General features: G+C 69.7%; 15 protein-coding genes and 1 tRNA gene. 7 read left to right on the top strand and 9 right to left on the bottom strand.

From position 1 onward, the window contains the following. Window positions 1-23: 23 nt before the first annotated feature. Window positions 24-464, top strand: a complete 441-nt coding sequence (locus CH341_RS10845; protein ID WP_111419049.1) for a MerR family transcriptional regulator — start codon at window positions 24-26, stop codon at window positions 462-464. A gap of 81 nt (window positions 465-545) precedes the next feature. On the opposite strand, the gene CH341_RS10840 is transcribed toward CH341_RS10845, so the two are convergent. Both CH341_RS10840 and CH341_RS10835 read right to left on the bottom strand, forming a co-directional pair. Next, window positions 546-983 (bottom strand): DoxX family protein, encoded by a 438-nt coding sequence (locus CH341_RS10840; RefSeq protein WP_170149570.1) that lies wholly within the window; start codon window positions 981-983, stop codon window positions 546-548. A gap of 145 nt (window positions 984-1,128) precedes the next feature. Then, window positions 1,129-2,136, bottom strand: a complete 1,008-nt coding sequence (locus tag CH341_RS10835; protein ID WP_170149569.1) for an ABC transporter substrate-binding protein — start codon at window positions 2,134-2,136, stop codon at window positions 1,129-1,131. 458 nt (window positions 2,137-2,594) lie between these two features. On the opposite strand from CH341_RS10835, the gene CH341_RS10830 reads away from it, so the two are divergent. From CH341_RS10830 to CH341_RS10820, 3 genes are read left to right on the top strand one after another with little or no spacing between them, the layout of a single operon-like run. Continuing rightward, window positions 2,595-3,722, top strand: a complete 1,128-nt coding sequence (locus tag CH341_RS10830; protein WP_111419046.1) for a methionine ABC transporter ATP-binding protein — start codon at window positions 2,595-2,597, stop codon at window positions 3,720-3,722. Continuing rightward, window positions 3,712-4,377, top strand: a complete 666-nt coding sequence (locus CH341_RS10825; protein ID WP_111419045.1) for a methionine ABC transporter permease — start codon at window positions 3,712-3,714, stop codon at window positions 4,375-4,377. The genes CH341_RS10830 and CH341_RS10825 overlap by 11 nt, the downstream gene beginning before the upstream one ends. A 39-nt stretch (window positions 4,378-4,416) precedes the next feature. After that, window positions 4,417-5,223: a MetQ/NlpA family ABC transporter substrate-binding protein gene (locus CH341_RS10820; RefSeq protein WP_111419044.1), complete on the top strand. Its 807-nt coding sequence runs from the start codon at window positions 4,417-4,419 to the stop codon at window positions 5,221-5,223. A gap of 22 nt (window positions 5,224-5,245) precedes the next feature. Here CH341_RS10820 and CH341_RS10815 read toward each other — a convergent pair whose 3' ends face one another. The 6 genes from CH341_RS10815 to CH341_RS10785 form a co-directional block, all read right to left on the bottom strand. Next, window positions 5,246-5,482, bottom strand: coding sequence for a thioredoxin family protein (locus CH341_RS10815; protein WP_111419043.1), 237 nt, complete (start codon window positions 5,480-5,482; stop codon window positions 5,246-5,248). 17 nt (window positions 5,483-5,499) lie between these two features. Then, window positions 5,500-6,570 carry a permease gene (locus tag CH341_RS10810; protein WP_111419042.1) on the bottom strand — a complete coding sequence of 357 codons (1,071 nt, stop codon included), beginning with the start codon at window positions 6,568-6,570 and terminating at the stop codon, window positions 5,500-5,502. Continuing rightward, entirely contained in the window at window positions 6,567-6,866 is a 300-nt protein-coding gene (locus tag CH341_RS10805) for an ArsR/SmtB family transcription factor (RefSeq protein WP_111419041.1), read from the bottom strand. Before CH341_RS10805 ends, CH341_RS10810 begins: the two co-directional genes overlap by 4 nt. A 271-nt stretch (window positions 6,867-7,137) precedes the next feature. After that, a complete protein-coding gene (locus CH341_RS10800) occupies window positions 7,138-7,434 on the bottom strand; it encodes a hypothetical protein (RefSeq protein WP_111419040.1) in 297 nt (98 codons plus the stop codon). Window positions 7,435-7,915: 481 nt separating this feature from the next. Then, window positions 7,916-7,992, bottom strand: a tRNA-Arg gene (locus CH341_RS10790). A 69-nt stretch (window positions 7,993-8,061) separates the two neighbouring features. Further along, entirely contained in the window at window positions 8,062-9,369 is a 1,308-nt protein-coding gene (locus CH341_RS10785) for a GGDEF domain-containing protein (RefSeq protein WP_170149568.1), read from the bottom strand. A 460-nt stretch (window positions 9,370-9,829) separates the two neighbouring features. Here CH341_RS10785 and CH341_RS10780 point away from each other — a divergent pair, with 460 nt between their 5' ends. The 3 genes from CH341_RS10780 to CH341_RS10770 all read left to right on the top strand — a co-directional run bounded on the left by CH341_RS10780 (window position 9,830) and on the right by CH341_RS10770 (window position 12,399). Next, window positions 9,830-10,957 carry an S-(hydroxymethyl)glutathione dehydrogenase/class III alcohol dehydrogenase gene (locus tag CH341_RS10780; protein ID WP_111419037.1) on the top strand — a complete coding sequence of 376 codons (1,128 nt, stop codon included), beginning with the start codon at window positions 9,830-9,832 and terminating at the stop codon, window positions 10,955-10,957. Window positions 10,958-11,115: 158 nt separating this feature from the next. Continuing rightward, a complete protein-coding gene (locus CH341_RS10775; RefSeq protein ID WP_111419036.1) occupies window positions 11,116-11,412 on the top strand; it encodes a hypothetical protein in 297 nt (98 codons plus the stop codon). A gap of 72 nt (window positions 11,413-11,484) precedes the next feature. Further along, window positions 11,485-12,399, top strand: a complete 915-nt coding sequence (locus tag CH341_RS10770; protein WP_111419035.1) for an NAD(P)/FAD-dependent oxidoreductase — start codon at window positions 11,485-11,487, stop codon at window positions 12,397-12,399. 21 nt (window positions 12,400-12,420) lie between these two features. On the opposite strand, the gene CH341_RS10765 is transcribed toward CH341_RS10770, so the two are convergent. After that, a partial coding sequence (locus tag CH341_RS10765; protein ID WP_146604437.1) for an FUSC family protein occupies window positions 12,421-13,568 on the bottom strand: 1,148 nt, incomplete at its 5' end.

The following is a 13,568-nucleotide window of genomic DNA, read 5'->3' as shown; positions in this document are numbered from 1 at the left end:
AGCGGCTAGAGGAGCAAGAGCCCATGGAACGGGAAAAGGCCCCGGAGACGGCGGTGCCGATCGGGGATGCGGCACGTCTGAGCGGCGTCAAGGTGCCGACCATCCGGTACTACGAGCAGATCGGCCTGTTGCCGGCGCCGGCCCGTACCGAAGGCAACCGGCGGCTCTATGCCGGAACGGATCTGCGGCGGCTCGCCTTCATCCGCCACGCCCGCGAGCTCGGCTTCGATGTCGACGCGATCCGAACGCTTCTGTCGCTGCAGGACCGACCCGAGCAGTCCTGCGCCTCCGCCGACGCGATCGCGCGGGCGCGGCTCGCCGAGGTGCGGCAGCGGATGGCGAAGCTGAAGGCGTTGGAGGACGAGCTCACCCGGATGATCGACGAGTGCGCCTGCGGGCGGGTCGCCGAGTGTCGGGTGATCGAGACGCTCGCCGAGCCGCACCGCCACGGCGCGCTGGCCTGATCGAGTCGGACCGGCACAAAAGAAAAGCGCGCCGGGCGGGTCCGCCGGCGCGCTGCAATACTCGAGACGGTGGCCGGCCGCTCAGCCCGGCGCGTTGGCGACTGTGAGGCGGGCGTACCCGGTCGTCGTGGCAAGCACGTCCTTCCAGGCGCTCACGGCGAGCGCGACCGAAACGATGCCCCAGAAGGCGAGATACTCGACGCCGCCGAAGTTCCACATCCAGTTGGCGCCCTTCACGGCGACCGTGCCGTAGATGGCGAGAGCCATGGTACCGGCCGACATCAGGGCCACATAGCGGGTGTAGAGGTTCAGCGTGAGGCCGACCGCACAGATCGTCTCGGTCAGGATCGCGAGCGACACCCACAGGAGCGGCGGGGTGAACCCCATCTTGCCGAACGCCACGAGCGACCCCGAGAAGCCGATCAGCTTGAACAGAATGTGCGGAATGTAGAAGAGGCCGGCGAGCAGCCGGACGACGACGGCGGGATTGGTGAGATCGAAGTCTTTCGCCTTGAGCATGGCGGGGGTCCTTGGTTCGGAACGACGTACCACCATCACCCCATAACCATTCCGAATGAATGATAAAAGTCAAAGCGACCGCGCGCGGTTTGCTCAACCGCCGGATGGTCCGGGGCGCGGCCCGGTCATCGGCACCGGGCGCCGCTCACCGGGTCGCGCGGTCGTAGGCCGCGAGATCGAACAGGCCGGCGGTGGGCGGCGCGGTCGTGAAATCACCGAGCTCGACCTGGTAGGCGAGCAGCCGCTCGGTCGGCGCCACGATGGCGCGCGGATCGCTGCCGAACCGCACGGCCGGCGAGGCGAGGGCGCGGGCGAACACGCTGGTGTCGACCAGCCCGCCGCCGAGGCTCGCGGCGACATGCGGCGCGGCGGCGTCCGGCGTGGCGCTGATCAGCGCCGTGGCCCGCACCAGGAGCCGGATCAGCGACTCGGTCGCGCCCGCATTGGCCTCGGCGAACTTGTCGGTCACGCCGAAGGCGACGCCCGGAATCTCGGGAAACATCTCGGTCGCCACCACGATGCTCCTGGCGCTCCTGTCGCGGTCGAGGACGAGCGTGCGCGACGGCTCCAGCACGGTGCCGCCGTCGACGGCGCCGGCCAGCATGGCCTGCTGCACCGCCTCGATGCCCATCTGCACCACCTCGACATCGGCGCGGTCGACATTGGCCACCGTCCACAGCCAGTGCAGCAAGGCGACGGTGGGCACGCCGCCGGGTGGCAGCGTCGCCAGCTTCGCACGTCGTCCGGTGCGGGCCCGGAAGGCCGCGAATCCCGCCGCCGGTGTCCCGCCCGCGAGCGTCTCTGTGAGTGTGCCGCGCGCGACGAACCCGGAGCCGCCGGTCGCGCCGCCGGCCACGATGCGCACGCCGATGCCCTTCGCCCGCGCGATCGCCAGCGGCGCGACGCCGATCGCCAGCATGTCCAGCGTGCCGGAGGCGAGGGCCTGGATGGCGGCCGGCCCCGAGTCGAACTTGGTCGTGGTGACGGCGAGGCCCTCCTGGGTCGCCCAGCCGGCGCCCTGGAGCACGTAGAGGGCACTCGCCCCGACCACCGGGACGAAGCCGATGCGCACCGGTGTGGCGGCGCGCGCCGGCGCTGCGCCGGCGGCCAGGAACGCCGCACCCGCGGCGGTGAAGCGACGGCGACTGATCATGGGAGTTCCTCGAGAGGGGCCATCGCGGCGCCGGGACGGGCGCGATGGTGACATGCGGCACCGACGGTCGTGATCACGACGTCGGGATCGAGGCCGCAATCTCGCAGGCCCGAACCCGCGCGGCAAGTCGCAGCGGCGCCGCCCCGTGTCCGAAAACATCGGTCTTTCGATCTAAAATTGCGCCTGAGAACGGGACATCTCCGCCGCCCGTCCCCGGAGCAAGGCGATGCTATCGCGGTGCGGAACTTGAAAATCCCATTCCGTTGATTTCCGCGTCGGGCGCGGCAACTTAAGGCCTGTCGGCGCGCGAGCGCCGGCCGCGGGATTTGACGGAGCAGCTTGCGGCCGCGCACCAACCGCTAAAGCGCCACGAAGGCATTCGTGGGCTCCGGGATTGGAGAGCCAGATGACCTTCTCGTCGAAGGCATCCGCACGGCCTTTGCGGCGGAGCAGATCACATGACCGTGGTGTTTGAACGGCCGTCGTCCGGCGCCGAGCCGGTGACGCTGGCCTGGCCGGCGGGGCACGCGGCGCCGGTGCGCCCGGCGATCCGCTTCGAGGCGGTCTCGAAAATCTATCCGGGCCGCAAGGGTGATGCCGCCGTGATGGCCCTCGACAGCGTGACGCTCGATGTCGCGCCCGGCGCCGTCTACGGCATCATCGGCCGGTCGGGTGCCGGCAAGTCGACGCTGGTGCGGGTGGTCAACGGGCTGGAGAAGCCGACCGGCGGGCGGGTACGCATCGACGAGGTCGACGTCGCTTCGCTCGACGCCGCCGGTCTGCGCGCGCTGCGTCGCCGTGTCGGCATGATCTTCCAGCATTTCAATCTGCTGTCCTCGCGCAGTGCCGCCGACAACGTCGCCCTGCCGCTGGAGCTCGCCGGCGTGCCGCGGGAGACCATCCGCACCCGTGTCGCCGAGCTTCTGGATCTGGTCGGCCTCGCCGACAAGGCCGGCCGCTATCCGGCCGAGCTGTCGGGCGGCCAGAAGCAGCGCGTCGGCATCGCCCGCGCGCTGGCGACCGAGCCGAAGGTGCTGCTCTCCGACGAGGCGACCTCGGCGCTGGATCCGGAGACGACCGAGCAGATCCTGGCGTTGCTCGAGCGGGTCAATGCGCTCACCGGCGTCACGGTCGTGCTGATCACCCACGAGATGAGCGTCATCAAGTCGATCTGCGACCGTGTCGCGGTGCTGGAGGCCGGGCGCGTGATCGAGGAGGGGCCGGTCTACGACGTGTTCGCCCATCCGCGCCAGGAGACCACGCGCCGCCTCGTCTCCTCGGTCAACGGCGCGACCTTGCCGCAGGATCTGGTCGAACGGCTGCCTCCGGGGCAGGACGGGGCGAGCCGTACGGTGCTGCGCATCGTCTTCACGGGCGTAGTGGCGGGCGAGCCGATCCTCAGCCGGCTCTCCCGCAGCCTCGATATCGAAGTGAACATCATGGCGGGCCGTATCGACGAGATCGGCGGCGCTCCTTTTGGCAACATGGTGATCGCCGTGCCGGCCCGGGACGACATCGTATCGGCCGTGGTGAATCTCGTCCGGGCGAATGGGCTGTCGATCGAGGTGTTGGGCCATGTCTCCTGAGCTGATCAATCTGGTCGTCGCAGCGACGGGCGAGACGCTCTACATGGTCGCCGTCGCAGGCCTGCTCGGCACGCTGCTCGGCCTGCCGCTGGGCGTCTTCCTGGCGACGAGCCAGCGCGGCGAGCTGTTTTCCGCGCCGCTCGTCAACCGGGTGGTCGGAACCGTGGTCAATGCCGCGCGCTCGACGCCCTTCATCATCCTGGTGGTCGCCATCATCCCGTTCACGCGGCTGCTCGCCGGCACGTCGATCGGCACGACGGCCGCCATCGTGCCGCTCACCGTGGCGGCGACGCCGTTCATCGCCCGTATCGTCGAGACCGCGATCCGCGAGGTCGACCAGGGGCTGATCGAGGCCGCCAAGGCGATGGGTGCGACGCCGCTCCAGGTGGTGCGCAAGGTGCTGCTGCCCGAGGCGCTGCCCGGCCTCACGCTCGGCCTCACGCTGACGCTGGTGAGCCTGATCGGCCACTCCGCCATGGTCGGCGCCGTCGGCGGCGGCGGGCTCGGCGATCTCGGCATCCGGTTCGGCTACCAGCGCTTCATGCCGGACGTGATGGCGCTCGTCGTCGTCGTGCTGATCGTTCTCGTGCAGGCCGTGCAGAGCGCCGGCGAGGCGCTCGCCCGAAAAGTCAACAAGCGCATCCGTCGCGACTGAGCGGACGCGCATCCCACATCGTATTGTTTGGAGAATCCCATGATCACGTTCCCAAGCCGTCGTTTCGTGCTCGCCGCCGTCGCTGCCGTCAGCGTCGCGTTTCCGCTCGGCGCTCGCGCGCAGGCACCCCAGGCGATCAAGATCGGGGCGACCGCCGGGCCGCACGCGCAGATCCTCGAAGTGGTGAAGCAGGTCGCCGCCAAGAACGGGCTGGATCTGAAGATCGTCGAGTTCACCGACTACATCACGCCGAACGTCGCGCTCGACGCCGGCGACCTCGACGCCAACTCCTATCAGCACACCCCCTTCCTCGATCAGCAGAAGAAGGACCGCGGCTTCAAGCTGGAGAGTGTCGGGCTCACGGTGAACTTCCCGATCGGAATCTACTCGAAGAAGTTCAAGAGCTGGGACGCGGTCCCGGACGGCGCCCGCATCGCCATCCCCAACGACCCGACCAATGGCGGCCGTACGCTGCTGGTGCTGCAGGACAAGGGCGTGATCAAGCTGCGCGACGGGGTGGGGTGGTCGCCCACCGTGCTGGACGTCGCGCAGAACCCGAAGAAGCTCAAGTTCGTCGAGCTGGAGGCTGCCCAGACGCCGCGGGCGCTCGACGACGTCGACGTCGCCGCGATCAACACCAATTTCGCGCTCCCGGCCGGCCTCAATCCCGGCCGAGACGCGATTCTCCGCGAGGACCCCAAGGGGCCGTATGTGAACTTGATCGCGGTGCGCGCGGCCGACCGGGACAAGCCCTGGGTGAAGGTGCTGGTCGAGAGCTATCGCTCGCCGGAGGTGAAGGCCTTCATCGAGGGCAAGTACGACGGCGCCGTGCTGACCTCGTGGTGAGGCACCGTCCCGCGTCGGCTCGCTACGCGGCGAGCCAGCGGGCGACATCCTCGGCCTTCGGCAGGCCACCGGCATGGACGACCTTGCCGTCGATCACGATCCCGGGCGTGGCGGCGATGCCGTAGCCGGCGATCGCCGCCATGTCGGTCACCTTCGCGACCGTGACCGGGATGCCGAGCCGGTCGGCCTCGTGCTGCACCATCTCGGCCGTGGCGACGCAACGCTTGCAGCCGGGACCGAGAACCTTGACGTCCTTCATGACGTGACCTCCGAAATTCACCCGAACAGGGCGTTGAACAGATATCCGACCGCCAGGATCCCGGTGCCGACGACGCCGACGAACACGGCGATCAGCCGGACGGTCAGGACCTTGCGCAGGATCACCAGCTCGGGGGCCGAGAGCGCGATCACGCTCATCATGAAGGCGAGCGTGGTGCCGAGCGCCGCGCCCTTGCCGAGCAGGGCCTCGACCACGGGCACGATCCCGGCGGCGTTGGAGTACATCGGGATGCCGATCGCGACGGCGGCCGGCACCGACCACCAGGCATCGCGCCCCATGATGGCGGCGAGCAGGTGTTCCGGCACCCAGCCGTGGATGCCCGCGCCGACCGCGATGCCGGCGATCACCCAGGGCCACACCCGCCCGACGATGTCGCGCACCGCCTCGGTGCCGGCGTCGATGCGCTCGGCGAAGGTCGGGGCAGGGGCGTCGATAGCGGCCGGAGCCACCCGCAGATCGCGGACCCAGGGCTCGAGCCAGTGCTCGAGCCGCAGGCGTCCGATCACCAGGCCGGCGACGATCGCGATCAGCAGCCCGAAGCCGAGATAGGCCAGCGCCACGCGCCAGCCGAGCAGGGCCCACAAGAGGCCGAGCGCGACCTCGTTGACCATCGGGGCGGCGATCAGGAACGAGAAGGTGACGCCGAGCGGCACGCCGGCCGAGACGAAGCCGACGAACAGCGGCACGGCCGAGCACGAGCAGAACGGCGTGAACACGCCGAGCCCGGCGGCCACGATGTTGCCGAGGCCCTGGCGACGACCGGCGAGCAGCGCACGGGTGCGGTCCGGCGAGAAGAAGCTGCGCACCACCCCCATGGCGAACACCACGAGGGTCAGCAGCATCAGCACCTTCGGGGTGTCGTAGAGGAAGAAGGCGAGCGCCCGGCCGACCGGCGCGTCGGCGTCGAGCGGGAGCTGGTGCACGATCCATTCGGCCGCCGGCTGCAGGCCCGCATAGACGATCGTCCACAGCACCAGCAGCGCGGTGAGCGCGGCGACGCGTGGCACCCACCGGGCGGCTGGTTCCTCCCGCGGCGTGTCCTGCCGAGCCGGCGAGGTGGTGCTCATGCGGCCCTCCGTCGGCGAGCCGCGGGTGGCACCGCGAGGGCCGCGTCGACCAGCGCGGACGCCTCGGGCGCGACGTCGGCGGCCCGCCGATAGCGGACCCATTGGGCGTCGCGCCGGTCGGTGACCAGTCCGGCCGATTTCAGCACCGCCATGTGGCGGGACATCCGCGATTGGCTGGCTCCGACCAGCCGCATCAGCTCGCACACGCAGTGCTCCCGCCCGTCCCACAGCAACCGGATCGCGGCCAGCCGGGTCGGCTCGGCCAGAGCGGCCAGGATGGTGAGAGCGTCGGACATGCGTATCACATTAACAGATGCGCATATGCGTGCAAGCGCAAAGGCGGAGGCTCGAGAGTGGGCAGGACCGCCGGGCGTCGCGCGCCGCAACGATGCTCCGCGACGTCGACCGGATCAAAGCCGAACGAAAGCGGAGTCGAGTTGGGGAGAGGAAGTCCCGGGGAGGGAAACCGCGGATCGAACGGAGGCGACCCATGCGGGCCCGTGAGGCGCAAACCCGCAAGCCGCCAGAGCCGACCGGCGGCATGCTCCGGGCGCGGCCGGCGGGCCGTCAGGCCGCCACGTTGAGCCGCTTCAGCTCTGTCTCGAATTCGAAGCGGAGCTGGTCGCGCTCTTCGGCGGGGAGCCAGTTCGCCATCGGCGGGAAGATGAGCTGGTTCAGCCGACTCGTCTCGGGCGGCCACGGCGACCGCTTCTCGGCCGCGCGAACCTGGGCCAGCATGCCGTGAAGGCGGCCGCGGACCTCGTCCGGGTCGACCTGCGACGCGGTGCTGGCCGGCGCGGCGTCGCCGAAGAGGTCGCCCTGGGCCGGCGTCCAGCCGAACATGTCGGGGGTATGGGCGGTCATGGCGATCGTGTCGTCCGTTCCGAAGCGGTCCCCGGACCCTTACAGGGCGGCGGAGCCGGCTGTAGCCGGGGGAAGGCGCCGAGTCTTGAAGTGTGCGGCTGATCGGTGGGTGAGCCCGCGCCTATTCTGCTGAGATATACGCAAACAGACCATCGTCGGCGACGCGCGGCTTTGCCCATTTGATGATCTTGCGATCCTGCACTCTCGATCGCGAGGACATGCTCCGGTCAGCCTGACGTTCCGCGAGTAGCGCCGCCTCCGCCTTTCGCAAGTCGCCCACGGCGTAGGGCCGATCCTCATCCAGGGGATAAATCGACGAGAGCTTCATACGGCGCCACTTCGTTCGTCTTGAAGCCGCTGTATGGAGTTCGGTTCGGCAGCACCGCACGACAGTTGTAGTGGTTCCCAGTGAATCACCGCTGGTATGACCAGCTCACTTCGTGCTTTTGGTCTGAAAAATAAAATATTTCAGTAGTTTAAATGGCGCGCTCGGAGAGATTCGAACTCCCGACCCTCAGATTCGAAGTCTGATGCTCTATCCAGCTGAGCTACGAGCGCGGACGCGGCGCCGGGGTGCGGCGGGCGGAGATCGTTATAGCCGATCCGGACGAAAAATCGACTGCCGCGTCAGGCGACGATCGACTCGTCGCGGCGCTGGGGAAAGCCGAGGTTTTCGTCGGGCTGCCAATGGGCCGAGCGGGGGCCGATCTCGCTGAGGCGGGGCGTGGCGCGGGCCGGGTCGGGCGGCATGGCGGCTGCGCCGTGAGGCGTCGCCATGATCACGCCGCTGAGCGATTCGACCCGGTTGCGGCCGTTCGCCTTGGCCCGGTAGAGCGCCCGGTCGGCCGCGCCCATCAGCGCGGCCAGGCTGCCGCCGACCTCGGACGTCGTCACCACCCCGACGCTGACCGTCGAGGTGGGGCGCACCGCGCCGAGATCGAGCCGGCACTGCGCGAACTCGATCCGGATGCGCTCGGCCACCGCGAGGGCCTCGCCGAGGCTCACGCCCGGCAGCAGGCAGGCGAACTCCTCGCCGCCGGTGCGACCCAGAATGTCGGTCGGCCGCAGCACCCGGCCGGCGGTGTCGCAGAAGGCGCACAGCACACGGTCGCCCGCCTGGTGGCCGAAGGTGTCGTTGACGCGCTTGAACTTGTCGATGTCGATCATCAGCAGTGCCGCGGTGCCGCCGTCGCCGAGCAGTCGCCGCAGCAGGCGCTCGCCCCGCTCGAAGAAGGCGCGGCGGTTGGCGACGCCGGTGAGCGGGTCGATCAACGCGGTGCGCTTGTGCTCCAGCACGAGCCGCTCCTTCGACATCGCCATCACCAGGAAAGCGAGCGCGAAGGAGAACAGCACCATGGCGGCGGCGCCGAGCGGCACCAGCGTCGCGGTGAACGAGTTCGCGGGGGCCGGAAACACCAGCTTTTCGGCGATCGGGATGCGGATCAGCACGCCGACGACCTGGAGGAGCAGGATGAGGACGGTCGGCCAGCGCGACATCAGCTCGGGATTTTCGGACCGCAGATACTCCCAGGCGGTCGCCACCAGGTAGGACGAGATCAGGACCGCGGAGACGCGAATCCGCAGCGGCATGTCGGTCCAGTAGAAGTCGAACTGGCACGCCACGAACCAGGCGGTCGACACGGCGATCGGCACCCACAGCTTCGCGGGCCGGCCCTCGAACCGGCGGGCGCCCGTCCACATCAGTCCGTAGGCGAACAATTGAATGCAGTTGCCGGCGATGATGGAGACCTCGTCCGGGATCACGTTGCGCATCACGATCAGCGCATTGCCGAGATCGAGGACCAGCAGGCCGGCGCCCCACCAGGCCAGCGTCGGCGACGACCGGTCCTGCACCCAGGCGAACAGGAGCATCAGCCCGCTGACCGCCGTGGCGAACGCGGTGAGGGCGAAGAGGGTGGGCTGATCAATGTGCATGAACGGTCCGGTCGCGCCGCACATGAGTGGCACGGCGACAGGGTTCGGTTCTAGCCGAATCCGATGAGAGCCCCATTTTCGGTTTACTAAAGCTTGGCTGCTTTCGAGTCATCAGACGTTGACCATGCCTCGCGGCCGGAGCGGAACGACACGTTGGCCCAGCGGAGGCCGGCCGTCGACGGCGCGGACCGCGGTCTGGGGGAGGGCAAATCGATCGGCATGCGCCCCGGCTGCACAGGAGTAGCCTGAAAAGGTAATGGGGTCAGGTGAATATATTGTTAGGCAGGTGCAGGAGATCGATCAGCAGTTGTGTTCGGACCGCTCGCGCGTCCACCTGGCTCGATCTGCCAGGGCCGTGCGGTCGGGTGGCCACGGGCGGCCCGGCCCGGTGGATAGGCCCCGGCCGAATCGGCTGGTATGGGTCGACATCACGCGGCAGGACGTTTCGAGGAGAGACAGGATGGATGTGAAAGCGGCGGTGGCGTTCGAGGCGGGTAAGCCGCTCACCGTGACGACGGTCCAGCTCGAGGGGCCGCGCGACGGCGAGGTGCTGGTCGAGATCATGGCGACCGGCATCTGCCACACCGACGAGTTCACGCTGTCCGGCGCCGACCCGGAAGGACTCTTCCCGGCGATCCTCGGCCACGAGGGCGCCGGCATCGTGCGCGAGGTCGGGGCCGGGGTCACTTCGGTGAAGCCGGGCGACCACGTCATCCCGCTCTACACGCCGGAATGCCGCCAGTGCCCGTCGTGCCTGTCGCGAAAAACCAACCTGTGCACGGCGATCCGCTCGACCCAGGGGCAGGGCCTGATGCCGGACGGCACCTCGCGCTTCTCGTTCGAGGGCAGGCCGATCCACCACTACATGGGCTGCTCGACCTTCGCCAACTTCACCGTGCTGCCCGAGATCGCGGTGGCGAAGATCCGCGAGGACGCGCCGTTCGACAAGGTCTGCTACATCGGCTGCGGCGTGACCACCGGCATCGGCGCCGTGATCAACACGGCCAAGGTCGAGCCCGGCTCGACCGCGATCGTGTTCGGGCTGGGCGGCATCGGCCTCAACGTCCTCCAGGGCCTGCGGCTGGTCGGCGCCGACATGATCATCGGGGTCGATCTCAACAACGACAAGAAGGCCTGGGGCGAGCGCTTCGGCATGACGCATTTCGTCAACCCGAAGGAGATCGGCGGCGACCTCGTCCCGTATCTGGTGAACCTCACCAAGCGCGGCGCCGACCAGATCGGCGGCGCCGACTACACGTTCGACTGCACCGGCAACGTCACGGTGATGCGCCAGGCCCTGGAGGCCTGCCATCGCGGCTGGGGCCAGTCGGTGGTGATCGGCGTCGCCCCGGCCGGCGCCGAAATCCAGACGCGGCCGTTCCAGCTCGTCACCGGGCGGGTGTGGAAGGGCTCGGCCTTCGGCGGTGCGCGCGGCCGCACCGATGTGCCGAAGATCGTCGACTGGTACATGCAGGGGAAGATCGAGATCGACCCGATGATCACCCACACGCTGCCGCTCGGCGAGATCAACCAGGGCTTCGACCTGATGCATGCCGGAAAGTCGATCCGCAGCGTGGTGGTCTACTGAGCCACGCGGCCCTCGTGTCCGCGTCGGACGCGGGGGCCCTCTGCCGAAACAGCCGGTGCCGCCTCCTCCGCTTTTACCGTCCCTTACGGTTTTGGTGGGATTCTGAGGGTGGCCGCGACCTCGGCCGTTGCCCCGGCCTGCGGCGCCGGAGGCGTGCCATGAACTCCTTCACCGATCCTCTCACACGGTTTCTCGACATCGCCGGCCTCGGCATCCGAGCCCAGGCCGTGATCGCGCTGCGCACCATCCGGCTCGCCGAAGGCGGGCCTGCCGCGATCCGCGAGGCACACCGGATGGTCGCCGAAAAGGTCGTCGCAGCGCTCGAGGCCGAAATGGTCGCCACGCGCGCGCTGTTGGGCGGGGCGAGCTTCGACGACGCCGCCGAGCAAGCGCTGGTGCCGGTTCGGCGCTGCGTCGAGGACAATGTCCGACGGCTCAGTCGCCCACCATTCTGACCGGACGCCCGAACTCGTTACCGGCTGCTGCGTTGGTCCCCGTCATCGACATGGGCAGCGGGCGGATTCGTTATGGTGGACGGCGAGGCAGTGGATTGCGTGATCGTCGGCGGTGGGCCGGCCGGGCTCACCGCGGCGATCTATCTGGCGCGCTTCCGCCGCCGCGTCATGGTCGTCGACGCCGGCGCGAGCCGGGCGGCGCTGATCCCCGAATCTCACAACTATCCGGGATTTGCCGGGATCGCCGGGCCGGATCTGCTGATCCGGCTCCGCCACCAGGCGGAGCGCTACGGGGCCGTCTTGCGCCATGGTCGCGTCGCGGCGTTGGAGCGGGACGGCGAGGTCTTCCAGGCCCGCCTCGGGGACGGCGCCGACTCCGGCGTCGTGTCGGCCCGGGCCGCCCTGATCGCGACTGGCATCGTCGACGAGAACCCCGAGCTGCCGGCCCTCCTGACGCTCGTGAAGGAGACGCTGGTGCGCTACTGCCCGATCTGCGACGCCTACGAGGCGATGGACCGGGCGATCGGCGTGGTCGGGCCGGTGCGACGCGCCGTGTCGAAGGCGCTGTTCCTGCGCACCTGGAGCCCGAACATCACGGTGCTGCCGCTCGACGACGAGCCTCTGTCGGACCAGGAGGCGCGGGATGCCGCAGCGGCCGGCCTGGCGATCGCGCCGGGGCCGATCCGCGATCTCGCCCCGGAGGGCGACGGGATCGTCGCGATTGCCGAGGACGGCTCGCGTATCGTGCTCGACGTCCTCTATCCGGCCATGGGGGCCCAGGCGCGCTCGGATCTCGCGATGGCGCTCGGCGCCCATGCGACCGACGGTGGTTGCCTGACGGCGGACGGGAAACAGCAGACCTCGGTGCCGATGCTGTTCGCGGCCGGCGACGTCACCACCGACCTGCACCAGCTCAGCGTCGCCACCGGCCACGCAGCGATCGCCGCCACCGCCATCCACAACGCGCTGGATCGAAACTTCCGCTGATCCGGCCGGCCTCCCGCCGGGTCAGGCCGTCGCCCGGGTACCGAACCGGAACAGTGTCGCGCCGGCCCGCAGGGCGTCGGCGGCCGCGCCGGTGGCGCGGGCCAGGGCCCGGTCGGGGGTGTCCTCGGCGAGCGGACCAAGCCATGCGGCGACGCCCTCCGGATCGTCGGCGAACCGCCCGAGCGCCGTCAGCGCGCTCTCGGCCCGGGCCCGCATGGCCGGGCTCCGGGTCTCGTCGCCGGCCAGGACGTGCAGGTCCATCACGGCGTGGCCGAGATTGAGCGCGGCCAACAGCCCGTGCGGTGCGGCCGTGCCGAGATCGCCGGCCCGGCGCAGATGCAGGAGGAGCCGCAGCATGCGGCGCGAGGCGTGCGGGTTCCAGTCCTGGCGCGCCCCCGGCGCGACCCGCTCGACCAGCGCGGCGATGTCCTGGCGGATGGCGCGCGCCGCGTCGGCGGCATGCTTCTGCGATTGGCGTGGCATCAGGAGGTGGCCGCCGCTCGTCAGCCCCGCCGCGACGACCAGGGCGAGCGAGTCGACCAGCACGGTCGCGGCGTCGGCGGCGGGCAGGCCGGCCTGGCTCGCCAACAGGAAGCACATGTTGAAGTCGAGCCCCGGGATCGCGGTCTTCGGGCTCGCCCGCAGGAGCGCCCCGAGCAGCATGAAGGGCAGCACCGAGAGCACCACGGCCGGGACGCTCGGCACCGCCGGCTGGATCGCCAAGCGATAGACGATCGCCACCAGGACGCCGGCGACCACGCCGCCGAACAGCAGCGGCGCGATCTTTTGGGGCGCCGGCATCGAGCCGAGCACCATCGAGAAGATGCAGATGCCGAGCGCCGTGAGCTCGGCGGCCGGAAACCCGGTCGCCCACCCCAGCGCACCTGCGACGAACGTTGCGGATCCGGCCGCAAGCCCCGTATCGCGCGCCAGAATCCAGTCGCGATATGGGGCCAGGTAGCGGGCCTTCCGGCCGAACGAGATGGCATCGGCGCGCCCCGGCTCGGCGAACAGGGCCCGCTCCGCCGTCACGATCTGGTCGAGCGCGGTCTGGATTCTGCGCTGGTCCGGTGACCGCGGCACGTCATCCGAAGACGCCGGCGCGGACGGCTCGGCGGTGGCAGGGGCGCTCAGCCGGCCGGCGATGGTGCGCAGGCGGGCCGCGAGCT

It is taken from the genome of Rhodoplanes roseus (assembly GCF_003258865.1).
Lineage (GTDB): Bacteria > Pseudomonadota > Alphaproteobacteria > Rhizobiales > Xanthobacteraceae > Rhodoplanes > Rhodoplanes roseus.
Note: the sequence above shows the minus strand (reverse complement) of the source record. Positions and strands in the feature narration are given on the sequence as shown.